Annotated in this window: 16 protein-coding genes; 6 read left to right on the top strand and 10 right to left on the bottom strand. The window is 70.6% G+C overall.

The annotated features are described in order from the left end of the window. Window positions 1–4: 4 nt before the first annotated feature. Window positions 5–3,523, bottom strand: coding sequence for an NACHT and WD repeat domain-containing protein (locus ACFOY2_RS46640; RefSeq protein ID WP_379534599.1), 3,519 nt, complete (start codon window positions 3,521–3,523; stop codon window positions 5–7). 190 nt (window positions 3,524–3,713) lie between these two features. On the opposite strand from ACFOY2_RS46640, the gene ACFOY2_RS46635 reads away from it, so the two are divergent. Together ACFOY2_RS46635 and ACFOY2_RS46630 are read left to right on the top strand one after the other, a co-directional pair. After that, a complete protein-coding gene (locus tag ACFOY2_RS46635; RefSeq protein ID WP_379534598.1) occupies window positions 3,714–4,982 on the top strand; it encodes an ATP-binding protein in 1,269 nt (422 codons plus the stop codon). A gap of 70 nt (window positions 4,983–5,052) precedes the next feature. Beyond that, window positions 5,053–6,306: a serine hydrolase domain-containing protein gene (locus tag ACFOY2_RS46630; RefSeq protein WP_379534597.1), complete on the top strand. Its 1,254-nt coding sequence runs from the start codon at window positions 5,053–5,055 to the stop codon at window positions 6,304–6,306. Window positions 6,307–6,323: 17 nt separating this feature from the next. Here the strand turns inward: ACFOY2_RS46630 and ACFOY2_RS46625 are convergent, their stop codons facing one another. Then, window positions 6,324–7,187: a YwqG family protein gene (locus tag ACFOY2_RS46625; protein WP_379534596.1), complete on the bottom strand. Its 864-nt coding sequence runs from the start codon at window positions 7,185–7,187 to the stop codon at window positions 6,324–6,326. 142 nt (window positions 7,188–7,329) lie between these two features. Here ACFOY2_RS46625 and ACFOY2_RS46620 point away from each other — a divergent pair, with 142 nt between their 5' ends. Beyond that, entirely contained in the window at window positions 7,330–8,565 is a 1,236-nt protein-coding gene (locus tag ACFOY2_RS46620; protein ID WP_379534595.1) for a lectin, read from the top strand. A gap of 129 nt (window positions 8,566–8,694) precedes the next feature. After that, window positions 8,695–9,660: a TrmB family transcriptional regulator gene (locus ACFOY2_RS46615; RefSeq protein ID WP_379534594.1), complete on the top strand. Its 966-nt coding sequence runs from the start codon at window positions 8,695–8,697 to the stop codon at window positions 9,658–9,660. A gap of 3 nt (window positions 9,661–9,663) precedes the next feature. Here the strand turns inward: ACFOY2_RS46615 and ACFOY2_RS46610 are convergent, their stop codons facing one another. The 3 genes from ACFOY2_RS46610 to ACFOY2_RS46600 form a co-directional block, all read right to left on the bottom strand. After that, entirely contained in the window at window positions 9,664–13,299 is a 3,636-nt protein-coding gene (locus ACFOY2_RS46610) for a S8 family serine peptidase (RefSeq protein ID WP_379534593.1), read from the bottom strand. Window positions 13,300–13,423: 124 nt separating this feature from the next. Beyond that, window positions 13,424–15,454, bottom strand: coding sequence for a cellulose binding domain-containing protein (locus tag ACFOY2_RS46605; RefSeq protein ID WP_379534592.1), 2,031 nt, complete (start codon window positions 15,452–15,454; stop codon window positions 13,424–13,426). A gap of 89 nt (window positions 15,455–15,543) precedes the next feature. After that, complete coding sequence (locus tag ACFOY2_RS46600; RefSeq protein WP_379534647.1) at window positions 15,544–16,158, bottom strand: TetR/AcrR family transcriptional regulator; 615 nt, start codon at window positions 16,156–16,158, stop codon at window positions 15,544–15,546. A gap of 86 nt (window positions 16,159–16,244) precedes the next feature. On the opposite strand from ACFOY2_RS46600, the gene ACFOY2_RS46595 reads away from it, so the two are divergent. Next, window positions 16,245–17,408, top strand: coding sequence for a DUF418 domain-containing protein (locus tag ACFOY2_RS46595; RefSeq protein WP_379534591.1), 1,164 nt, complete (start codon window positions 16,245–16,247; stop codon window positions 17,406–17,408). 2 nt (window positions 17,409–17,410) lie between these two features. Here the strand turns inward: ACFOY2_RS46595 and ACFOY2_RS46590 are convergent, their stop codons facing one another. From ACFOY2_RS46590 to ACFOY2_RS46575, 4 genes are all read right to left on the bottom strand, one after another. Next, a complete protein-coding gene (locus ACFOY2_RS46590; RefSeq protein ID WP_379534590.1) occupies window positions 17,411–18,748 on the bottom strand; it encodes a hypothetical protein in 1,338 nt (445 codons plus the stop codon). A gap of 241 nt (window positions 18,749–18,989) precedes the next feature. Next, window positions 18,990–19,766, bottom strand: coding sequence for a hypothetical protein (locus ACFOY2_RS46585; protein WP_379534589.1), 777 nt, complete (start codon window positions 19,764–19,766; stop codon window positions 18,990–18,992). 102 nt (window positions 19,767–19,868) lie between these two features. Beyond that, window positions 19,869–20,339, bottom strand: coding sequence for a hypothetical protein (locus tag ACFOY2_RS46580; protein WP_379534588.1), 471 nt, complete (start codon window positions 20,337–20,339; stop codon window positions 19,869–19,871). Window positions 20,340–20,453: 114 nt separating this feature from the next. Continuing rightward, complete coding sequence (locus ACFOY2_RS46575; protein ID WP_379534587.1) at window positions 20,454–20,993, bottom strand: exonuclease; 540 nt, start codon at window positions 20,991–20,993, stop codon at window positions 20,454–20,456. Between the two features lie 168 nt (window positions 20,994–21,161). On the opposite strand from ACFOY2_RS46575, the gene ACFOY2_RS46570 reads away from it, so the two are divergent. Next, window positions 21,162–21,971: a hypothetical protein gene (locus ACFOY2_RS46570; RefSeq protein WP_379534586.1), complete on the top strand. Its 810-nt coding sequence runs from the start codon at window positions 21,162–21,164 to the stop codon at window positions 21,969–21,971. Between the two features lie 6 nt (window positions 21,972–21,977). Here ACFOY2_RS46570 and ACFOY2_RS46565 read toward each other — a convergent pair whose 3' ends face one another. Then, on the bottom strand, window positions 21,978–23,411 hold the full coding sequence (locus ACFOY2_RS46565; protein WP_379534585.1) for a hypothetical protein: 1,434 nt from the start codon (window positions 23,409–23,411) through the stop codon (window positions 21,978–21,980). Window positions 23,412–23,501 lie beyond the last annotated feature (90 nt).

Below are 23,501 nucleotides of genomic sequence, written 5' to 3'. Positions count from 1 at the left end.
GGGGTCATGGACACGTCTGCCGGTACTCCTCCAGCGGCACGTAGTTCTCCCATTCGTCGCGGGTGAGGGAGCGGCCGGCGTTGGCGCACGCCGCGGCCTCCAGGCTGCCGGGGGCGCCGACGTTCCACAGCCGCGCGGTTCCGTCGCCGGCCACCGAGGCGAGGGTCCTGCCGTCCCGGCTGTAGGTGATCGCGGTCACGGCGCGGTTGTGGCCTTTCATCGGGGTGCCGAGTGGCCGGTAGGTCAGCAGGTCCCACAGTTGCACGTTGTCGTCGTCGGAGCCGGTGGCCAGGACCAGGCCGTCCGGGCTGAACGCGAGTGCGCTCATCGAGCCTCCGTCTGCGATCAGCGCGACGCCGACGGTGCGGCGGCTCGCGACGTCCCAGAGCCGGACGGCGGAGTCGGCGGCGGTGAAGGCCACCCTCCGGCCGTCGGGGCTGAAGGCCAGGTCGTTGACGAATCCGCCGCCGGTCGCGGGCGGCGAGCCGGGAATCTCGCGGCGGGCGGCCACGTCGAACAGGCGCATCCGGTTGTCGAAGCCCGCGGTCGCCAGGGTCGTGCCGTCGGGGCTGAAGGCCATGCCCGTGATGACGTCGGTGTGATCGGGGACGCGGATGCGCGGCCCGCTTTCGCGGCGGCTCGCGACGTCCCAGATCACGATGGCCTTGTCCTCGTTGACGGCGATGAGCCGGCCGTCGGGGCTGATCTCGGCCAGGCCGTCGAGCGCCGCCTCATGGGCGACGACGCGGCGGCTCGCGAGGTCCCAGACGCGCAGGCCGTCCATGCCGGACGTCAGGAGCGTCCGCCCGTCGGGGGTGAACCTGATCGCGGACACCGAGCCGCGAGCGCCCTCGGGAACCAGCGGCGGGCCGGTGGGACGCTGGGTGGCCACGTCCCAGAGCTGGATGGCGGGGTTCTTCTCGCCGGGCGCCCCGGTGGCCAGGGTGCGTCCGTCGGGGCTCAGCGCGACGACGGACTGCGCGGCCATCGGGGTGCCGAGCTGCAGGTGGATCTGGGGGTCGGCCAGCCGGACCACGCCGTCGTCACTGGCGGCGGCGAGGAGTTTCCCGTCGGGGCTGAACGCCACCCGTTCGACGCCGGAGACGTTGTCGCGAAGCGAGAGCACCTGCCGGCGGCCGGCCGTGTCCCACAGGATGGTGTGACCGGCGCCTCCGGCGGTGGCGACCCGGGTGCCGTCGGGGCTGAAGGCGATCGCGTTGAATCCGGAAGAGCCGTTCGCGTCCTTGAAGGTGCCCGTCTGCTGCCGTGTGTCCATGTTCCACAGTCGGGCGGTCCTGTCCCGGCTCACGGTCGCGAGGGTGTTGTCGTCGGGGCTGATGGCGACATAGGTGACGGCCTCGGTGTGGCCCGTGAACGGGGCGCCGAGCCGGCGGGACGTGGCGGTGTCCCAGAGCCGCGCGGTTCTGTCATCGCTCGCGGTGACCAGGGTCTTGCCGTCGCGGCTGAACGCCACCGCGTTGATTTTGGTGGCCAGGTCTGGTTTGTCCCTGGCGCGGCCCATGGGGGCTCCGTACGGACGATGCGTGGTCGCGTCCCACTGCTGGACGACGCCTCTGAAGTTCCCGGTCACGAGGGTCTTGCCGTCCGGGTTGTACGCCAGCGCCGACACGACCTCCTTGCCCTCGATCGGGGCGCCCACCTGGCGGCGGGTGGCCACGTCCCAGAACCAGACCGTGCTGAGGCACGAGGTGGCCAGCGTCCGGCCGTCGGGGGAGAAGGCCAGGTCGACGCCGCTTGAGCATGCGTACTTCTGGCGGGTGATCGGGGCGCCCAGCTGCCGCCGCGACGCCACGTCCCACAGCCGCGCGGTGCCGTCGTCGCCGCCTGTCGCGATCATCGAACCGTCGGGGCTGAACGCCAGCGCCGTGACGCCTTTCGTGTGCCCGGTGAGGGTTCCCCTGCCGGTGCGGGTGGCCGCGTAGAGAAGGCGGTTCCTGGCCTCGTCGGTGTGGGCGACCCGCCACGCGGCCACGGCCAGCATCGAGGACAGGGCGGAGTCGCCGGTGACCTCGCTCTGCGCGGCGAGCTGGCGCGAGACGGCGAAGCTGCGCTGGACGCCGGCCTCGTTGGCCGCGTTGACGGCTGCGCCCGCCGCGACGAGGGCGAGCGCCGACAGCGTCGCGAGCCCGGCCTGGACGAGACGGCGGCGCCGGCTCGCCCGGCGCGCCGCCCGCGCCGACGCCGCGACGAAACGCTCCACTGTCGGGCCTGGCGGCGGGAAACTGTCGGGGTCGCGTTCCCAGCGGGGACGTACGTCGTCGACCGACAGCAGACGAGCGCCCCGGTAGAGGAAAGCGGGGTCGCGGTGGTGCTCGGCCCACTGGGCGGTGTCCTCGATGAGCTGGTCGTAGACCGCCTGGGCGGTGAAGTCGGGTTCGAGCCACTGGCGCAGGGTCGGCCAGGCGGTCAGGAGCGCGTCATGGGCGATCTCGGCGGTGTCCTCGTGCAGGGTGAGCAGCCGCCGGTCGGCGAACGCGGACAGCAGCGCCTCCACCTGGCCGGGCTGCTCCGCCGACGCCGCGGCGTGGATCTCGGTCAGCGTCGCCCTGCGTCGTGCCACCCGCCCGCCCGCGGTGATCAACGTCATGCGCCGGAAGACCCTGAGCGCGGTCTTGCGGTCATCAGGCGGCAGCTGATCGAGGACCGCGTCGGCCGCCCGCCGCACGGAGTCGCGGACCCGGCCGGATTCCTCGTAACCCCGGACGGTCAGCCGGCCGTCCTCACGTCTCTCCCAGGTGTTGCGCAGAGCCTGCGAAAGCAGGGGAAGGGCCCCGGCCTCGTCGGCGCGCAGCTCGCCCAGGATGGTCTCCACCAGACCGGGCTCGATCCGCAGCGCCACCTCTGCGGCGGGGCCGGTGATGGCGAGCAGGAGATCCGACTCCGTCATCGGCTCGACGATGACCTGGCCGTCCTGGATGGCCTCGGCGAACTGCGGGTAGGCCGCACAGCGGTCCCAGTAGTCCGCCCGTACGCCGATGATCACCGCGGCGCCCTGTGGGCCCTCGGTCAGGGCGTGCAGGGCCCGCACGAACGCCTGGCGCTCCCCTTCGTCGGTCACCAGGATGAACAGCTCCTCGAACTGGTCGACCACCAGCACGAGACGGCCGTCGCCCGGCGCCATCGGCCGAGGATCGTCCCGCAGCCGCTCGTACGCCGTTTCGACGCGCCCGCCGAACGCCCCCGTCCACGCCTGGGCCAGCGCCTGCAGCGGCCTTGAGGTCGGTGTGATGAGCAGGCGCGGCCACCGCTGCGAACCCGGCAGCATCCCCTTCGCCAGCGCCGGCATCACCCCCGCCCGTAACAACGACGACTTGCCCACCCCCGAGGCGCCCGAGACCAGCAGGACGGACCCCTGCCCGTCCAGGCGCGGTCGCAGGCGGTCGAGAAGGTTGTGGGTCGCGCGGGCGCGTCCGAAGAAGAACTCGGTCTTGTCGGTCTCGAAAGGCGCGAGCCCTTGGTAGGGGCATATGTCGCCGCGACCACCCTCGCTCCCCAGACCCATGGCCCTCATTCTGGCCAATCGCGGCGATGCCGATCAATCGAGTTCAAGCCGCGAAAGAGCTGTCTTCAGGCCGTGCGATTCCGTCCCTTTCCGTCTGACCAGTGGTTGGACAGCCCGAACGCACCTTCGATGTACCTGGGACGCTGGGGGCGGGCGGCCCATCCCTCCACTCGATGAGCTTGGAGCAGCCGTGACCGTCGAACTGATGCGGTGTCCCGACGACGACCTGTCTTTGGGGACACTGCTGCGCGGGTGGCGGGAGCGGGCGTTGCTGACGCAGGAGCAGCTCGCCCAACGGGCCGACCTCAACGTCCGGACCGTTCGCCGGTTGGAGAACAGAGGGCTCCAGCAGCCTCGCACCACGTCGATTCTGCTGCTGGCGGAGGCGCTGGGGCTGGACGGCGAGGAACGCGCGGTGCTGGCCGCCGCCGCCCGGGGCCCTTCGGCCGAACGCGGCGATCCGGTGGCCGTTCCGCGGCAACTGCCGGCCGGCGCGGCGGTGTTCGTCGGCCGCGAGCACGAACGGACGGCGCTGGAGGACACGGCGACGGTCGCCGCCATCGACGGCATGGCCGGAGTCGGCAAGACGGCGCTGGCCGTGCATGCCGCCCACCGTCTTGCGCCCCGCTTTCCCGACGGGCAGTTGTTCGTGAACCTCCACGGCCACACCAGGGGGATGACGCCTGTCGACCCGGGCGACGCGCTCGCCCGCGTGCTGCGCGCGTTCGACGTGCCGGGCGAGCGCATCCCCGAGCACGTCGACGACCGCGCCGCGCTGTATCGCGGCGTCGTGGCCGACCGCAGGGTCCTGATCGTGCTGGACGACGCCGCCGACGAAGACCAGGTCCGTCCACTGCTGCCCGCCGGCCGGGGCTGCCGGCTGATCGTCACCAGCCGGCGCCGTCTGATCGGCCTGGACGGCACCAGGACCTTGTCGCTGGACGTCCTGCCGGCGCGGGAGGCGGTTGCCCTGTTCACCCGGACGGCCGGGCCGGAGCAGGTCATGGACGCGCCGGCGGGTGTCCTGGTGGAGATCGTGGAGCGGTGTGGACGGCTCCCGCTCGCGGTCCGCATCGCCGCCGTCCGGCTTCGAGCCCGTCCGGCCTGGAGCGTGGGGCATCTGCTCGCCCGGTTGACCGATGATCGGCCGGCCGAGTTGACGGCCGGGCGGCACAGCGTCACCGCCGCCCTGGATCTGTCATATCAGCGGCTTTCCGAGGATCAGCGACGGGTGTACCGGCTGCTGGGCTCGATCGTCGGTGCCGAGTTCGGGGTCGACGAGGCCGCCGCCGTGCAGGGCACGACCGTGGTACGGGCGAGCCGTCTGCTGGACCAGCTGCTGGACGTCCACCTCCTGCAGGAGCCCGCCCCTGGCCGCTTCCGATTCCACGCTCTGGTCCGCGACCACGTCCGGGCGCTGCCGCACGGGACGTGGGGCGAGGTGGCCGGCCCGTTCTGACAACCCCAAGGTTCTGATCATGTGGTACGAAGGGTGCCTCTTCTAACTTTTGCTGGATTTTTGGGGAAATATGACCATGCTCACCAGGCGGCGGCTCCTTCAGGCTGGGGCCGGCCTCGTACCCGCCGTCGCGCTCGGCGCCCGCCCCGCCGAGGCGGAGACCGCCGCGATCCCGACGACCGGGGTCGTGCCGAGTGCCCTCGCGGGCTTCGACAGCGCGATGAAGACGTTCATCACCGAGCGGAACATCTCGTGCGCCCAGCTCGCGGTGGCCAAGGGCGGCAAGATCCTGCTCGCCCGCGGCTACGGCGCGTACACGAAGGCCGGCGCGAGCGTCCTGGTGCAGCCGACCTCGCTCTTCCGGATCGCGAGCCTCAGCAAGAGCCTGACGGGAGCCGCGCTGGCCCGGCTGGCCCAGGACGGCAAGGTCAGCCTGGGCGCGAAGGTGTCGACCCTGCTCGGGCTGTCCACCACGGCGGACCCGCGGCTGGCGAACGTCACCGTGTGGCGGCTGCTGCAGCACACCGGCGGCTGGAACCGCGACGTGACGCCGGACCCGCTCTGGAACGACACGAACATCGCGGCCGCGCTGGACCTGTCGCTGCCGGTCGGGCACGCCGACATCATCAAGTACGTGAGCGCCAGGAAGCTCGACTTCGACCCCGGCGCCAAGTACGTCTACAGCAACTACGGCTACATGCTGGCCGGACGGGTGATCGAGAAGATCTCTGGCATGAGTTACGAGTCCTACATCCGGCAGCAGTTGCTCTCCCCGGTCGGGATCAGCCGGATGCGGCTCGGCCGGAGCCTGCGGTCGCAGGCGTTCTCCACTGAGGTGCCCTACGAGTCGAAGTACACCCGCAAGAGCGTCGTGGACGACTCGGGCGCCGTCGTGCCGTTTCCCTTCGGCGGCTTCAACATGCCGAACCAGGATGCCAACGGCGGCTGGGTCGCCTCGGCTGTCGACATGGTCAAGTGGGGCTTCGTCTTCGACGCGCCGGGCGTGGTGCTCAACAAGACGTCGATCTCGCGGGTGTTCGCCAAGCCGGAGACCGGTGTCAACTCGGGCGGCTCCTGGTACGGGCTCGGCTGGCACGTTCGCAACAACAACGTCGGCACGCTGAACACCTGGCACAACGGCTCGATGCCCGGCACGTTCAGCTTTCTGGCGCGGGTGCAGAACGGCGTCAGCTACTGCGCGATCTTCAACCGGAGGGAAGAGGAGGGCTCGCCGGACTTCGATGTGATCGACCCGATCCTCGGCAAGGCGATCAGCACCGTGAAGACCTGGCCCACCACGGACCTCACCTCACGGTACTTCTGACCCCGGCCCGCTGATGCTCAGTGGCATTGCCAGGTGAAGCGGGCCTGGTCGAAGCGCTGGGCCGCCAGGTCCTCGGAGGTGATCAGCCAGTAGAGCGCGCCCCCGTCGCCCCACATCATGTCGGCGTCGTCGTCACTGGCGAACTGGACGAGCAACCGCCACCGCCCCACCTCGTCGAGGATGTCGTCGTAGTGGGGATTGTCGGGGGTGTCGGTGTCAAGGTCCCAGTCATCGGGGAAGTCGGCCACGTCGTACTCGACCTCGCCCTGGATGGCGTTGGGCCAGCCGCCCACCTGGTGGTGGACTCGGAGCAGACGCCATACGGCCTCCTGGAACCCGACGTACGCGGGGTCGGTGGAGACCGTTTCGTAGTCGAGACCGAGCGGATTGTGGATCTCGTAATCGGTGAGTTGCGGAAGCTCGACGGCGGGGACGGCGCGGAGCGGAACCCGCCGGTACGGTTTCAGCGCGCTCGGCGTCGGACGGGGGAACAGGGGGGTTTCCGTGGGGAGGTAGAGGACCTGCGCGCCGGGGCGGCTTTCCGGCACCGAGGCGCTGACCCACGACTCGAAGTTGTCGGCCTGGCCGTCGAAATAGAAGAACAGCAGGATGCCGGTTTTCGGCAGGGACGGTTCGGCGGCCGACAACTTGCCGCAGTCGAGGGCGGCCACGAAGGACAGCGGGCCGTGACCCTCCCACATCGGCCAGTCGACTCCCTCGGGGAGCAGCGGTTCGCCGCCGAGCACGCCGACCTGCTCGTCTCCGGGGCGGGCGGCCACGAGGATCTGGCCGCGTGGCTTCAGCAGCGAGCAGAACCGGTCCACGAGGTCGGCGGGGAGGCGCTCGTGAGCCAATGCGGTGAGGGCTGGAAGGCTGATCATGCAGGGGATCGTGCCAGCCGGGGCTGACAGTCCGACGCGGCTGCGGGTGGACTGTTCTAGAGAGCGCTCTCTTGACAGAAATACTGATATTGCCGGAAGGTTTCGGTAAGGCTACATCCGTGAAATGGATGAGGTACCCCGAATGGCATGCACCCCCCGAACCAGCACGCTGCTCACCATCGGTACCGCCCTCGTCGCGGTGCTCGCGCTGCTCGTCCCCATGACCGGCACCGCGAACGCCGCCCCCGCCCCCGGCCCGCTCGTGTGGTCCGACGAGTTCAACGGGGCGGCCGGCACCGCCGTCGACCAGTCGAAGTGGCGCTTCGACATCGGCGGCAGCGGCTGGGGCAACAACGAGCAGCAGTACTACACCAACAGCACCGGCAACGCCGCCATGGACGGCGCAGGCAACCTCGTGATCACCGCCCGCCGCGAGAACCCGGCGGGCTACCAGTGCCACTACGGCACCTGCCAGTACACCTCCGCCCGCCTGCTCACCGCCGCCACCTTCACCAGGGCGTACGGACGGTTCGAGGCGCGCATGAAGCTGCCGCGCGGCCAGGGCATCTGGCCGGCCTTCTGGATGCTCGGCAACGACATCGGCTCGGTCGGCTGGCCCAACAGCGGCGAGATCGACATCATGGAGAACATCGGCCGCGAGCCCACCACCGTGCACGGCACGATCCACGGCCCCGGCTACTCCGGAGCGGGCGGCATCGGTGCGGGCTACTCGAACGGCGTGTTCGCCGACGCCTTCCACACCTTCGCCGTCGACTGGTCCCCGAACCTGATCATCTGGTACGTCGACGGCGTGGAGTACCAGCGCAGAACCCCGGCTGACCTCGGCGGCAACCGCTGGGTCTTCGACCACCCGTTCTTCATGATCATGAATGTGGCCGTCGGCGGGTACTGGCCCGGCTACCCTGACGCGTCCACCACGTTCCCGCAGTCGCTCTCTGTGGACTACGTCCGCGTGTACGCCCCGCCCACCGGCGGCGCAGGCGGCCAGATCACCGGCATCGGCGGCAAGTGCGTCGACGTGGCGGGCGCCGGCACCGCCAACGGCACGGCCGTCCAGCTGTACGACTGCAACGGCACCGCCGCCCAGAGCTGGGCGTGGAACGGCGACGGCTCGGTACGCGCGCTCGGCAAGTGCATGGACGTCGCGGGCGGCGCCACCGCCAACGGCACCCAGGTGCAGCTCTACGACTGCAACGGCACCGGCGCGCAACGCTGGACGTTCAACGGGGGCCAGATAGTCAACCCCCAGTCGAACAGGTGTCTCGACGCGACGGGCAACAGCTCGGCCAACGGCACGCGGCTGCAGATCTGGGACTGCGCGGGCAGCGCCAACCAGCGGTGGACGCGTAGCTCATGAAGTGAGCGGGAAAAGGCCCTTTCCGATGACGGGAAGGGCCTTTTCCCATACGAGAACGCGCTCTCTCAAGCAGGAAAAGAAAGATTCCCGACCGGCAGGGCGGGGAAGCCGGCTGCCATCATGGGGGACATGCTGGGGCTGGACGAGATGGAGGAGCGGGCGTACCGGTTACTCGTGCGGGCGGGCGAGGCCGAGGTCGAAGATCTCGCCGCGGAGCTGGAGACCACCGTGACCGAGGCCGCCGCCACGCTGGCGGCCATGCAGGCCGCCGGGATCGCGCGCGAGAGCGCGGGCGGGAGGTTCGCGCCCGTCGCGCCCGAGGTCGCGCTGGGCCCGAGGCTGGTGCGGGAGCAGGAGACGATCGACTGGGCACGGCAGGCGGTCGAGCAGCTCGCCGAGGAGTACCGGGCGAGCCTGCGCCGCAGGGACGCCGACCGGCTGATCGAGGTGCTGCCGAGCCGGGCCGCGCTGCGCGAGCAGGTGCGCCATCTGCAGGACAGCGCCCGCGAGGAGGTCACGTGCTTCTGCCGGGCCGGGCATGTGGTGATGCCGTCGGAGGACAACACCGAGGAGCTCGAAGCGCTCGGCCGGGGGGTGAACTACCGGGTCATCTACGAGCGGGCGCTGCTGGAGGAGCCCGGGATGATGGCCAACGTGGCGTACGGCATCAAGCTCGGCGAACGCGCGCGGGCCGTGCGCGCGCTGCCGGTGCGGATGATGATCGTCGATCGGGCCGTCGCGCTGCTGCCGCTGGTGCAGCACGCGGGCGGGATGACCGAGCCGACCGCCGCGCTGGTGCGGGGGAGCAGCCTGCTGGAGGCGCTGATCGCGCTGTTCGAGGGGCAGTGGGAGCGGGCCACGCCCATCAGTTCCCTGGAGGGCGGGCAGGTGACGGAGCACGCCTGCCCGCTCGACGCCAACGAGCTGTATCTGCTGTCGTTGCTGGTCGCGGGGGTGCCGGACAAGTCGATCGCCAGCCAGCTCGGGCTCAGCCTCCGTACCGTGCAGCGCCGCGTCTACCACCTGATGGAGCTCGCGGGCGCGCAGACCAGGATGCAACTTGCCTGGCATGCGGCCCGCGAGCGCTGGTTGTGACGTTTATCCGACCCCGTAGGCCCGGGTGACGGTCTGCTCGAAACGCGAGCCCGTGCCGGTCGCCGTCACGCGCAGCGACACCCCGGTCTCGCTCGCCTGGTGGGAGACCAGTGCCTTGTAGCGGCCCTGGTTGCCCAGCGAGATGAGCGGAAGCCGCCGCCAGGTCTTGCCGTCGTCGTAGGACAGCTCCGCGGTCAGCGTCTTCGCCCCGCCGTGCACGGTGAAGCCCAGCGTGACGGGCAGCGCCTTGCGTACCCTGCCTTCGAGGTCAGCGGGCACGTCGTAGTCCACGCCGAGCAGCGGCACCGGCCGGGTGCCCTCGGGGCGGGCGGACCGGAACGTCCACGCCGTCCGGGTGGCCGTGGCGTAGCGCCACTCCTGCGAGGTACGCGTCGTGTCCAGCTCCATCCGGTACTCGGCGTCCTCCGCCACGGCGGGGAAGTCGCCTCGCAGGTTGGCGCGCTCCTCCACCAGTTGCCCGTTGCGGTAGAACCGGGCCGCGGCGGTGTCCTTGTCGCCGCTGCCGCCCGCGTAGCCGTAATGTCCGTCGGCGTCCACGAACTCGGGGACGTGCACCGACAGGACGTCGCCCGTACGGCTGGAGTCGAGCGCGGCGGGGCGCACCACAGGAGCGAACCACCGCTCCTTGACCACCTGGCCGGGCCGGTATGTCGTGGGCTCGTCGGTCAGCCCGCCGCGCAGCCGGTTCATCGACTCCCAGGTGTTCATGTGCTGGACTATGTGCTGCCACTGGGTGTCGCCCGCGCTGACGTACTCGGCCCTGCGCAGCGGCGTGTGGACCAGGCGCTGGGTCTCCATCTGCGCGTCCAGGCCGTACTTCTGCCAGGGCCGCCAGCCGAAGCGCTGGTCCTTGCCCACGGCGCCGCCGCCGGACTCCTGGTAGCCGGTCTCGACCAGGGCGGTGTTACGCCAGTTCACGTCGTGGATGATCCGCTCGGGCACGCGTCCGGAGGAGACCTGCATGATCTCGTACAGGTAGGGCGGGTAGAAGGCGCCGTCCACCTCGATCGTGGCGCGGGCGCGGGCCTTGGCCGGCAGCGCCTGGCCGCGGTCGTGCGTGATCAGCAACGTGGGCAGCGGGTCGCGGGTGCCGACCGGTGTCCACGGCTGCCACATGGCCCGTCCGTCCGGCCCGACCACGATCACCGTCGCCGCGCCGGCCGAGGCGATGTCCGGCAGCTTGTCCGTCCAGTCGCCGAACTCCTCGCTGGAGATGACGACCGCCTTGCCCTTGACGTCCAGCCCCTTGACGTTCCCGTCGCCGGCGTCGACCAGCGGCCAGCGCTTCCTGCCGGCGAACTCGGGCGAGTGGCCGGCGGGACGGAGCACCACCGTGTCACGGCCCACCTTGGCCGACACCCGGGGGGCGGCGAGCTGCCAGCGAGAGGCGAACTCGAAGGTGCCCTCGCGCACGGGCGCGGTGGGGGTGACGGCGAGCCCCTCGACCGACGGGAAGTTCATCGCGCCGAGCGAGATCTTCCTGGAGCCGTACGTGCGGTGCGTGAAGTACGCGGAGATGCCCTCCTGCGCCACCGGCTGCGCGGTCTTGATCTCGACCGGCACGGCGGTCCTGGCGTCGAGCACGACGTCCATGTCCGAGGCGACCCGCAGCTCCGGCTTGACGACGAGGCTGTCGATGGGCGTCTCGTCGCTCGTCTCGCCCAGGATGGCCTGCGTGTGGTAGGTGCCCTCCGGGACCTCGACCGTCCAGCCCTTGTTCGCGTCCATGATGTAGCCGATGACGTCGTCGATCCTGGCGGCGCCGTACATGACGACCAGCGGCACCCGGGTGGGCTTGCCGTCCCGCTGCACGGCCGTGAAGCGGACCTTGTGCATCTTGCCGCGTCTGGTCAGCGCCAGCGTCGTGTGCGCGACCGCCGAGCCGTCGGACGCGGTCGCGGTGACGTAGCCGGTGTGCCTGCCGTGCGCCAGCTTGGCCAGGTCCACGCCGGCCTCGACGGTCGCGCTGGCCCCCGGCTCCACGGTGAGCGTCGTGGCCGACAGGGTCAGCGCCCCTTCCCCGGGCGCGGTGCCGTCCATGTTGGTCAGGGTGGAGGCGAGGGCCAGGGTGACGGGCGACTGGCCGGAGTTGGTGTAGGTGATGGTGCCGCCGGGCTTGTCGGTGGTGCCGTCCTCGTGCAGGCCCATGCTGAGCGCGGCGGTGGCCGTGACGCTCTGGCGCAGGGCGCGCGGCACGTCCAGACGCCCGCCGCCCTGCTCGTACGGGCTCTGCCCGGCGACCGTCCTGGCCGTGGAGACCAGGGCGTCCTTGAGCTGGCCTGCCTTCCACTCGGGGTGGCGCTGGGCCAGGATCGCCGCCGCGCCCGCCACGTGCGGCGTGGCCATGGAGGTGCCCGAGAGCTTGGTGTACCGCTCGTCGACGGGCGTGCCCAGGCCGGTGCCGGCCGCGCGGGCCGCCGTGATGTTCACACCGGGCGCGGTGATGTCCGGCTTGAGCGCCTCGTCCAGGCGCGGGCCTCGGCTGGAGAACGAGGCGAGCGCGTCGTTGCCGTCCACCGCGCCGACGGTCAGCGCGGACGTGGCGGCGCCGGGCGACCCGACGGAGTAGTCGGCGCCCTCGTTGCCCGCGGCCACGACGAACAGGTGGCCGGTCTCCCGCGTCAGCCGGTCCACGGCGGTGCTGAGCGGGTCGGTGCCGTCGGTGGGACCGCCGCCGAGGCTCATGTTGATGACGTCGGCGCCGCTCTCCTTGGCCGCCCACTCCATGCCCGCGAGCACCTGCGACTCGGTGCCGCTGCCCGCGGCGTTCAGCACCTTGCCGATCACCAGTTCCGCGCCGGGCGCGACGCCCTTGCGCAGGCCGTTCGACGCCGCGCCCGTGCCCGCCACGGTGGCGGCGACGTGGGTGCCGTGCCCGTGCTCGTCCTTGGCCGAGGCGTCGTCGGTGAAGTTGCGGGTCAGCGTGACCTTGCCGGCGACGTCGGGGTGGGTCTCGTCGATGCCGGTGTCCAGGACGGCGACCTTCACGCCCTTGCCGTCGTACCCGTCCTGCCACGCCTGCGGGGCGCCCACCTGCGGGACGCTGTGCTCCAGCGACGCGGTGACCTTGCCGTCCAGCCAGATCTTGGCCAGGCCGTCGCGGAGCCGGGGCTCGCCGGCGTTCCAGAGCGTGGGCAGCGCGTCCTTGTCGGCGCGCAGGGTGCGCGCGTTGACGCTGCGCAGCGTGATGGCGCCCGCGTTCTCGTCCCGGTACGACAGGATCAGCGGCAGCGTGTCACTGCTCGCGTCGTCGTAGCCCTGCTCGACGAGGTCGCCGACCGAGAACAGGCGCTCGTCCACGAGGTCGCGTGACAGGTACGGCACCATGTCGGCGGGCGTGACCACCAGGTCGCCGTCCTCCTCCTTGGTGAAGAACCTGATGTTCTCCCGTCCCTTGCCGGGCTCCACGGTCGCCGCCTGCCTGCCACCGGGGAACTCCTGTAATGTCACCACATCACCGGTGATCAAGGTGACCCTGTGCAGCGCTCCCCGCGCCGCGGGTTCTGGTGCCGCGGCCTGCGCCGGCACCGGTACGACGACCGTCGCCAGGGCCGCGCCGACGGCGACGAAGCGGGTGATCCATCCCATGAACGTACCGATCTGTTTCGTCGAACTCATTGCTCGTTCATGAGAATGGGGGATCATGTCGGCGGCCAGAAAGTCTTTCACCTGGCTAATTAGCGACATGTCATGAAGATGACATCCCGGGGGGAACGTCCGGGACCGCTCCCCCCGGGATGACCTACTGAGCCGTGCAGACGGTGCCGTTGAGGGTGAAGACGGACGGGAGCACGTTCGGGCCGCTGTAGTTGCCGACGAACCCGATCGTGGCCGTCGCCCCGGTCCCCAGGGAGGGGTTGGCCGCCTCGTTGACGACCTTGACCTCCGACCCGGTCTGCGTCCAGACGCCGCCCCAGCCGCTGCCGAGGCTCTGCCAGGCCCTGGGCCATTCGAAGGTCAGGGTCCAGCCGTTGATCGGGGCGCCGTTGTTGGTGATGTCGATGGCGCCGACGTACCCGCTGCCCCAGTCGTTCTGGTCGGTCAGCCGGACCGAGCAGGAGCTGCCGGCCGGCGTGCCGGTCGTGAACGTCAGCGGCGGCGAGGACCACGACGGGGTGCCGCCGCTGCTGCGCGCGAGCACGTTGAGCGTGTAGCGGGTGCCCGGCCTGAGGTTGCGCACGGTGAACGAGGTGCCGGAAGTCTCGCCCAGTTGCTCGCTGACCGCGCCGTTCTGGCGGTGGATCTCGTACTTGGCGACCTTGGAGGAGGAGGCGGGCCACGAGATCGTGGCGGAGGCGTCGGTCACGTTCGAGGCGGCCGGCCGGCCGGGCGCGGCGGGGGCCGACGGGACCGACCTGGGCCGCAGGACCAGCGTGGTCATGGACAGCGGCGGCAGCGTCTGGCTGGTCGCCGTGCCCGTGGTGGCCGAGGTGATGCTCGTCGCGCCGTTGGTGTGGGTCAGCACGGCCGGCGCGCCCGCCGCGGGCGTGTAACCGGCGTAGTCGATCGCCACCGGGTACGAGGTGTCGGACGAGGTGTTGATCAGCATGACCGCCAGATCGCCGTTGGGGCGGCGGGCCGCGTGCGCGGCGACCTTGCTCTGATCGCTCGCCGCCCGGACGAACTGGTCACCAGGTCGGGCGAACCTGCTCATCATCTGCAGCGCGTAGTACGGCGCGAACGGCGTGTTCAGCGCCGGCTCGCAGACCGTCCCATCTGAAGTACACGTCGCGCTCGACAGCAGGCCGAAGTCGCCGTAGTCGGTGTGCCCCTCGACCTGGGTGACGTTGCCGATGCCGTTGTGGACGTTCCACCAGTCGACCGTGAACACCCCGTTCGCCAGCAGTGTCGCGTACGCGTCGGCGGCGGCCAGCGCGCCCGGCTGGGTGGTGGTGCCGTTGCTGCTGCTTCCCGTGTTGAACTCGGTCATCGCGATGCCGATCCGCTCGGCGCCCTGGCCGGCGTACCTGGCGATCTGCTGACGGGCCAGATAGAGCATGTCGGGCACCTGGCCGGCCTTGTCGAACGCGCCGGGATACCAGTGCAGGATCACGAAGTCGATCTTCGACCCGGCCATCGACAGGACGACCTTGTTCCAGCTCCCGTCGTCGCCTTCGCCCACGATGGCGTCCGGCCAGTTGGCGGGCGTGGTCAGCACGGCGCCGATCTTGATGGTGGGGTCGACGGCCTTCATCGCCTCCGAATAGGCGACGACGTGGCGGGCGTACTCGGCAGGGCTCTTGTCGGGGTGGTTGTCGGCCTCCCAGGCGGTGCCGTAGTGGCCGTTGCCGTAGTTCTCGTTGCCGATCTCCCAGTACTTGATGCCGTAGCCCTTGGTGAGGTTGGCCTGGCGCACCCAGCCCGCGGCCTCCTCGGCCGTGCCCGTCCCGTAGTTGGCGGTCACCATCGCCTGGGCGCCGGTGCGGCGCACGCCGCGCATGAACGTGTCGAAGTCGGTGTTCGGGGCCACGTAGCCGCCGGGGGCGGTGTGGTCGGCCCAGTGGTAGATGTCGGAGTAGGAGCCGCCCGGGTAACGCAACAGCTTCACGCCGGCGTCCTTGAGCCGGTCGGCGGTGTCGTCGGTGCCCAGGTTCGTGTCCCAGATGGCGTGGTTGGTCCCGATGCCGGTCTCCGGGACGGTGGCCAGCGCCGCGCGGGCGTTCACGGTCACCGCGACGGGGGTGGGCTCTTCGGCCTGGGCTGCTGGGGCGTACAGGGTGGTCAGCGCCAGTAAGGCGGCTGACGCGGCTCGTCGGAGGGGTCTCATCGGCATCGGCGCACCTCGCCATGGATAGCGGAATTCACTCGACGCCTCCTCCTGACCAGGAGGCAAGGTGATCATGAGCGGTGGTGCGAGCCCCGTCAACCGCCCATGAAACTTTCACCTGCCCCGAGGCCGAGGGCTGGGAGGATGGCCTGGTCGACGATGGCCTCCAACTCCGCGTCCGTGGGGGGCGTCCCCGTGTCGATCAGCCGTTTGGTGACGAGGGCCTCGCCGATGTCGGCCACGACCGGGGTGAGCCGTTCGAGGGGAAAGCGGCCGCGTTCGGCGTAGTGCCGCAGCACGGTGCTGGTGAACGTGCCGCCCCGCTTGGCGAAGACCCGCTCGGCCAGCGCCTGGGACATCTGCGGCGCCACCTGCGGATCGGTGAGGATGACCGCGACGGCGCGACCGGCGGGACTGACCGCCCACTCCACCATCAGCCGCAGGGACCGGATCAGGTCGCCGCGCAGGTCGTCGGCACCGGGGGTCGGCTCCTCCATCGGGTGCGTGTGAAGGAGCGCGTCCAGGAGCACCTCGATCGGGTCCGACCATCGGCGGTACAGCGTGGTGCGCGGTGTGGCCGCCCGCCGGCCGATGCCGTCCATGGTCAGCCGCCCCACTCCGACCTCCGCCACCTCTTCGAGGACGGCGTCGTGAATGGCGTTGATCAGCTCTGCGCCGCGTCGGCGTGTTCGCGGGCCCTGGTCGTCCATCGTCACCCCACTTGCTTAGCTACAGCGCTGTAGCTTACCTTCTTATTGTTAGCTACAGTCGTGTATCTAATTTCCAGGGGATGACCATGTCCATCACGGCACCGGCACAGGCGGTTCCCGTCGCCCGGCGAACACTCGCCCCCGACCTGGCACGCGGCCTGATGCTGCTGCTCATCGCGGTGGCGCACGCGCACATGTACCTGTCGGGCCACGACGTGGGCTTGCGCGGCTACAGCCTCGAAGGCGCCCCCATCGACCGCCTGGTCGCCGGGGTGCAGATCCTGCTGGTGGACGGCCGGGCCCTGCCCATGTTCGCCGCCCTGTTCGGCTACGGCCTGGTCCAGCTCGCGAACCGGCAGTTCGAGACGGGCAGGAACTGGCCGCAGGTGCGGCGGGTACTGCGCCGCCGGAGCCTTTGGCTGCTGGCGTTCGGCTTCTGCCACGCGCTGCTGCTGTTCTTCGGCGACATCCTGGGCGCGTACGGCCTGATCGGGCTGCTGTTCATCGGGTTCCTGCGGCGCGACGACCGGGCCCTGCTGCGGGTCGCGGCCATCGGGCTGGTCCTGCACGTCGTCGTGGTCGCCGGCTTCGGCTTCCTCACGATCTCGGCGCCCAAGGGCGACACACCCGCCGCGATGGCCGACCCCGTCGAGGCGCTCATGATGCGGCTGATCGGCTGGTCGGGCATGACGCCCACGTACTTCCTCGTCAGCGCCGTGTCGGCGTTCATGGTCGGGATCTGGGCGGCCCGCCGCCGCATGCTGGAAGACCCCGTCGCGCACCGGGCCCTGCTCTCCAGGGCGGCCGTCGCCGGCGCGGGCATCGCCCTGGTGGGCGGGCTGCCGTTGATGCTGATCGACACGCGGGTCTGGACGGCTCCGGACGCGGTCTCGGTGTCGGCGTACGCGCTGCACAGCGTGAGCGGCGTCGCGGGCGGCCTCGCGTACGCGGCGATCATCGGCCTGGTCGCCGGACGGGCACGACACGGCCACCACGGCCCCGTCACCAGGGCGCTGGCCGCGTGCGGACAGTGGTCGCTGACCTGCTACCTGCTGCAGTCGGTGGTCTTCGTCGCGCTGTTCGCGCCGTACCTCGGCGGTCTCGGCACGCGGGTCGGCGACGCGACCGCGTCCGGCATCGCGGTGGTCACCTGGCTGGCCACCGTGACGCTAGCCGCCCGGCTGGCCCCCCGCGGGCGGCGGGGGCCGGCCGAGGCCCTGCTGCGGCGGCTGACGTACGGACGCCGGTGAGGTCAGTTGGTCAGCAGGCCCCGGGAGCGCAGGTCGAACAGGAGGTCGACCGGCAGGGCGGGGCAGGCCATCACATTGACCTTCTTGAGTGACGGGAAGCCGGTGAACTCCGCCAGATCGCTCAGCGAGGGGCAGTCGTAGAGGTCCAGGGTGCGTAGGGAGGGCAGGCGGTCGAGCCCTTCCAAGGTGGTCATACCAGTGCAGGCGATGTCGAGTCGCTCCAGTTGCAGCAGCCCCGAGAACGGGCTGAGGTCGGCGAGGTGGTCCAGGCCCTGCAGGGTCAGGGCGCGCAGGGCGGGCATGCGTGCGAGCGCGGAGAAGTCCCGCATGGTCTCGGTGTAGACGAGGTCCACCTCGCTGATCGACGGGTGTCCTTCGAGCCCGTCGAGCGAGGTGAGCTTGTTGGAGCCTTCGACGGCGATCCTGGTCAGGGCGGGCAGCCGCGACAGCGGGAGCAGGTCGGGGAGCGGCGCGCTGGGCAGGCCAAGGTTCGTCAGGTGGGGGTGGTGGCCGAGGCCGTCGAGGCTCTTCAGCTTCGTGCACCCGGTGAGATACAGCGTTTCAAGCGCGGGCATTGCGGCGATGCCGTCGAGGCTGGTCAGCCGGGCGCAGTGCATGTGCAGCACGGCCATGGAGTCGAGCCCGTGCAGCCCGTCGATAGCGGTGATCTTGGTGGAGCTCACGTCCAGCGTGGTCAGCCGGCTCAGCCCGGACAGCGGCCGGATGTCCGTGATGTTGCGGCAGTGGTCGAGGCTGAGATCGGCCAGATAAGGGAACGACTTGCCGAACCCTTCGACGCTGGTCACCCCGCTGCTACGCAGGCTGAGACGGCGCAGGTCACGCAGGCTGAGCAGCGGGGAGACGTCGGACAGCTTGGGGGAGCTGTGGATTTCGAGCACCTCCAGATCGAGGAGCTCGGCGAGCGGTCGTACGTTGGTGACTGCCGCGCAGCCGTCCAGCCTGAGCTCGCGCAGCTCGGTCAGCGCGGCGAGCTCGGACAGGTCGGTCAGGCCCTTGCAGTGGTCCAGGACCAGCTTGCGCAGCATCGTCAGGTGGCGCAGCCCGGTGAGCGAGTCACGACGGCGCAGCTCCAGGCCGACCCGGCCCTCGTCGTCGAAGGCGGGGGCGAGCAGGTGCTCGGCGAAGGCGTCGGGGTCGAGCGCCTGCGGCCACAGCTTGAGCAGCTTGTCACTCGACGGCTCGGCGATCTTCGCGAACTCCGCAGCCAGCGCGAGGGCCTCGCCCTGGCCGCGGAGCGCGAGCTCGCGGATGGATTTCCAGGCACGAGCCGACGACGTGGACGCCAATTTGGCGCGGTAGTCGGAAAGCTCCAGGTTCATGCCACGCCACCCTACGCATTAACGATCTTTCCGGATGGCGTTCAGGAAATCTCGATGCCGAACGACGTCCCGGCGCGGGCGGCTGGCGCGCACAGGCCCCGCGGCGCGCTCAGGCGGTGCTGTCCAGCCGCCGTTGCCTTGTCGCGCCCCAGGCCGCGCAGGTCAGCTGCCCATGCTTTTCAGCACTGGACTGCGCGAACCGGGTGCAGGCGGCGCTGCTCCTCCGCGACGCCCGGCCGTCCTAGTTGTACTTGTAGAGCCGGGTGGCGAACCGATGGTTGCCGTTGAACACCGAGGCGCGGTACATGCTGACGGCCAGGTCTCCGTGCTCGGCCTTGCCGCAGGTGCCGACCCCGGCGAGCTGGTGGATCTCGTAGCGCGCCGTCGGGTCGCCGGCCACGAAGTACTCGGCGCGGGCCTGGTACTCGTCGGCGCTGGTGTCGCAGGCGAAGACGACCGTGTTCCGCTCGGAGAAGCAGGTCGTGGCGGCCCTCTTGGTGGAGGTGCAGGCTTCGGCTCTGGCCTGGGCGGTGGCAGGAGTGACGCGGGTGTCCCGCTTGACCGGATATTTTGCGATGTTTCGTGCGGTCTGCCAGCGGCTGTACTTGACCCGGCGGTTGCCCTGGTAGATCGCTGCCCGGAACGTCACGACCTTGCCGATCTCCCGGCTGCCGCGGACATCGCCCTCGCGGCCCAGGTTGTGGATCACGTACTCGGTGCCCAGGTAGCCGTTGAGGTAGTACTCGACGACCGCGTGCCGCCGGTCGTTCGCCGTGTCCTCGATCGTGATGCCCGGTCGGTCGCTCCCGTCCGCCCCGACGCACGCCTCCGCACCCTTGACCCGTACGCACACGGGCTCGGCGTCGGTCTGAACCTCGGCGGCGGGGGTCGCCTGGATGCGGGGCGTCGCGACCGCGGTCGCCCGCGTGGTCAGGCCGGGGTCGACCCGGGCCGCGGCCCCGTCAGCGCTGAACACGGCGGCCGTGATCACAGCCGCCGTCACAAATGTGCGTGCCAATGCCACTCGAACCTCACCAGCCTCACGAATCACGATGCTCTGCCACGGATGTGACGCGGAGCGTGGTGAAAAGGTTTCGAATCCGTTTAAATCCCGTTTATCTCAGCGGTGCTGCCGCTTCATCGTGGATGCCAACAGGAGCAGCAGCGCGCCCTGCGCCAGCATGCCCGGCGCGAGCGGCGGGGCCGAGCCGACCGTCTTGGTGAGCGCGTACCACCATTGGGTGAGCGACGAAAGGGCGTTCCACCCGGGGTCGGACGGACCGGCGCCGAAGTTGACGGAGACGTGCGTGAACACCCCGTACGCCGACACGACCAGCACGACCGCGGCGAGCACCCGGACCACCGTGATCGCTCGCGGCGCGGCCAGCAGCAGCACCAGCCCGAGCGCCAGCAGCACCAGCGCCGCCCAGGGGATGAACTGCACGGGGCCGCGCCAGTGGCGCTCGAAGGCCAACTCCGCGGCGGCGCCCGCGATGCCGATGGCGACCAGGGACAACAGTCCGAGGCGGAGCAATGGGGCGGGGGCCGTTCTGGCCTGCTGGGCGAGCGTGTCAGGGGGCGTCGAGGTCATGCGGGACCACCGTCCGATGCGGGCTCTGATGTTTTGCGTCAACCCTTTCCACGAACCCTCAGAGGACCCTGTGTGGTTTCTGAAGATCTGGTGAGAATGTCGTGCTCCACCCGGTCAGCGCCTCAGCACCGCCTCGAACACCTGCGCCAGCTCGGCGGCGTCCTCCCCGGCGTGATGGGTGTGCGGCAGCCCGTCGAGGCCCAGCTCGTGCTTGACCTTGCGCGACTGAGACCACTCGCAGCCCGTGCGGCCCATCCAGTAGCTGCGTAGATCGATCCCCGAGCCGGTCGCCCCGAACGGGCTCTTGCCCGTGAAGCGCACGAAGTACCAGTGCACGAACATGCCGTCCCACACCGCCGGCGCGGCCAGGAACACCGGCCGCCCGATCGTCCGCAGGTCGTCCACCCAGCGGGCGGCCTGCGCCATCGCCTGCTCGGGCGCCGGCGCCTCGCGGATCAGGCGGTCGCGGTCGAGCCCGGAGACGGCCAGCGCCTCGGGCACGAACGTGTCGGAGATCGGCTTCAGCTCGGTGTAGAAGGTCAGGTCGGGCCGTCCCACCACGGCCAGGCCCAGGGAGATCATGCTGTAGGGGCCGGGTATGGGGCCGTCGGCCTCCACGTCGGCGGCGACGTACAGCTCGGGGAGTTGGGACACGGCCGTAAGAATAAACGCGGGAGACCCACGGGCACCAAGGGTTCGAGGGCGCTGCACGACATCTTCACAAGGCTCACACACCGGGCTGGTGGACCGGCCGGGGCCTTTCGGGGTGTGCTCGTCAGGTGTTGTGCGGAGAAGGGGCAGGTGTCGCCAGTGGGGAACTGGATGGACGAGCCGATCGTGGACCCCACCGTGTCCAGGCTGGACAGGTTGCGGATCGTCGGCGCGTCCGCGCTCCTGCTCGGCCGTTCCGACCCTGAGCCTCCTCGGTGGGTGAAGCATCTGTTCGCCGTGGGGGCGGGCGTCACCGGGCTCGGCGGCACGCTGTTCGCGGCGGCGGCGCTGCGGACCGACTACCAGTCGGCGGGGATGGCCGCGCTGATGGCCTTCCTCGTGGCCCTGCTCCTCATCGGCGTCGCCCGTCCCAACGCGGGCCGGCCGCTGGCCCGTCGGTACACCGACCGCTACGTCATCCCGTCCGAGCTGGACTCCGCCGGGCTCACGCTGGTGACTAGGGCGCGGCAGGCGATCCAGGAGGTGACCGGCTCCCGGGTGAACGGGCTCGGCCTCCTCGACGGCGTCGCCAACGACATCGTGCTGCAGGCGCGGCTGTGGGACGTCGCCCGCCTCGTACGCACGCAGGGCGCGCTCCGGGCCGAGCAGGCGGAGGCCGTCGCGGCGGAGATGATGACGCCCGAACTCGCCGCCGTGCTCGAACCGCAGAAGCGGGCGCTGGAACGGTCGGTGGCGGCGGTCACGGAGCTGGTGTGGGAGCTGGAGGTGTACGCGAGCCGCGTGCGGGCGGCCGACTCCGCCTTACGCGCCGGCGAACTGCAGCGCAGCGACGACAAGTACCGGGACCTGCTGGCGCAGACGGGCGACACCGAGGGCGTGCGGGCGCTGAGCGAGCAGGCGGACGCGCTGACCCGCAGCCTGCGCGAGGCCATAGAGGCGGGGCAGTCCTTGACGTACTGAAGCGGGTCAGAACTCGCGCCAGTCGTCGAACCACGAAGCGGCCTCGGCCGCCGGCACTCCGGCCCGCTTGGCCAGCTCCCCGAACGCGTCCCCGGCCTCCTGGCGCCGCAACGTGTCGATCGACCCGTACCGCTCGTCGATCGAGTTGAGCTCCTGGACGAAATCCCGCAGCGTCTGCCTGGCGTCCGCCACCGCGCCTGGATCGTCGGGGGTCAGCCGCCCGATGGCCTCCGCCGCCACGACGTACGCCTGGCACGCCTCCGTCCCCGCCCGCTTGTGATCGTCCACCCAGTCACGCAGCGGATTGTCGAGGTTGACGGCCAGCCACTTGTCTGACTTGGCCCCGTACACCTCGACGTCCGTGCCGGACCCCTGGTAACGCTGCCTGATCGGCCCGGCCTGGCTGCTCCTGAGCCCGCTCACGCTGAGCGCGCGCAGGGACTCCGGCACCATCGAGGCGTCCACGCCGTAGGCGTTGACCAGCTCCAGCCTGTCCAGGCGCGGGGAGGCGAGGCGGCCGACGAGCCCGCCGTAGCGCTTGCGCCAGCGCACGTACAGGAACTCCAGCTCGACGAGCTCGTCGAGGGTCGCGAGCACCAGGTCGCCCGCCACGTCGAGGAACACCTTGCGAACCTCCGCCAGCCCGCGCGGCACGCCGCAGACGGACCCCAGGCGGACCCACCGCCCGTCCGAGTTCGCGGTGACGAGTTCGGGCAGCTCGCCGTCCAGCCGCAGGTGCAGCACCCCGGGTGGCAGGACGGCGCGGCGCGGCCCCGATCCGGAGAAGGTCAGCTCGGTCAGGTGAGTGCGCCCCAGATCGACCTCGTCGGGCGGGTCCGACCAGTGCAGCGACGAGATCATCGGACGGGCTTCGAGCGCCTCGACCAGCCCTCGGTCGGCGCCGGCCCACGTCAGCCCGGTCAGGCACGGAAGCACGTCCAGCCCGGCCCAGCGGATCTCGCCCCGGCGTTCGCGCAGGTCGAGCTTGGTCATGTGGCCCGACCGGTACATCGGCGACCCGCCGAGATCGACCCGGACCCGGCCGCCGACGGCGTTCTTGTAGGCCGCCCGCGCCTCGGCCGGAATCACCGTCTCCCACAGGCGCTGCAGGGTGACCTCCTCCGGCAGCCCCGGCCAGAAGCCTTGGCAGATGGTCTCGCGCGGCAGGTCCCGTCCGATCGGCAACCGGCCGATGAGCACGAAATCCGTCGGGACGGGGTCGGCCACGTCGATGTTCACCACCTCAGGATCGCCCGGCCAGGCGTGGTGATCGATGGTCAGCGGGCCCGCCCCGCGTAAGTCGTCGAGCGCGGGCAGCGCCTCGGAATGCCGGCGGAGCAGGCACACCGTGATCACGTCGCCGGCCGCGCCGGTCACCTGGGCCGCGCCGTACCCGCCCAGCGGCAGCGGCATGGCCACCACGTCCCCGATCTCGAACATGCCGGGAGGCTAGCAAAACCTCGGTGCTCGTGATCGAGCCGTCCGGGCCGGAACTTTTACCTCCGCCTTATGCGTTGGTCACACGACACG

Source organism: Nonomuraea purpurea (assembly GCF_042650645.1).
GTDB lineage: Bacteria > Actinomycetota > Actinomycetes > Streptosporangiales > Streptosporangiaceae > Nonomuraea > Nonomuraea purpurea.
This window is presented reverse-complemented; position numbering and strand designations above follow the sequence as displayed.

Coding starts and splice junctions, on each gene's coding strand:
- ACFOY2_RS46640 (WP_379534599.1), bottom strand. CDS start 3,523: ATGGGTCTGGGGAGCGAGGGTGGTCGCGGCGACATATGCCCCTACCAA.
- ACFOY2_RS46600 (WP_379534647.1), bottom strand. CDS start 16,158: ATGGACGACCAGGGCCCGCGAACACGCCGACGCGGCGCAGAGCTGATC.
- ACFOY2_RS46630 (WP_379534597.1), top strand. CDS start 5,053: ATGACCATGCTCACCAGGCGGCGGCTCCTTCAGGCTGGGGCCGGCCTC.
- ACFOY2_RS46615 (WP_379534594.1), top strand. CDS start 8,695: ATGCTGGGGCTGGACGAGATGGAGGAGCGGGCGTACCGGTTACTCGTG.
- ACFOY2_RS46605 (WP_379534592.1), bottom strand. CDS start 15,454: ATGCCGATGAGACCCCTCCGACGAGCCGCGTCAGCCGCCTTACTGGCG.
- ACFOY2_RS46625 (WP_379534596.1), bottom strand. CDS start 7,187: ATGATCAGCCTTCCAGCCCTCACCGCATTGGCTCACGAGCGCCTCCCC.
- ACFOY2_RS46590 (WP_379534590.1), bottom strand. CDS start 18,748: ATGAACCTGGAGCTTTCCGACTACCGCGCCAAATTGGCGTCCACGTCG.
- ACFOY2_RS46580 (WP_379534588.1), bottom strand. CDS start 20,339: ATGACCTCGACGCCCCCTGACACGCTCGCCCAGCAGGCCAGAACGGCC.
- ACFOY2_RS46595 (WP_379534591.1), top strand. CDS start 16,245: ATGTCCATCACGGCACCGGCACAGGCGGTTCCCGTCGCCCGGCGAACA.
- ACFOY2_RS46570 (WP_379534586.1), top strand. CDS start 21,162: ATGGACGAGCCGATCGTGGACCCCACCGTGTCCAGGCTGGACAGGTTG.
- ACFOY2_RS46610 (WP_379534593.1), bottom strand. CDS start 13,299: ATGAGTTCGACGAAACAGATCGGTACGTTCATGGGATGGATCACCCGC.
- ACFOY2_RS46620 (WP_379534595.1), top strand. CDS start 7,330: ATGGCATGCACCCCCCGAACCAGCACGCTGCTCACCATCGGTACCGCC.
- ACFOY2_RS46565 (WP_379534585.1), bottom strand. CDS start 23,411: ATGTTCGAGATCGGGGACGTGGTGGCCATGCCGCTGCCGCTGGGCGGG.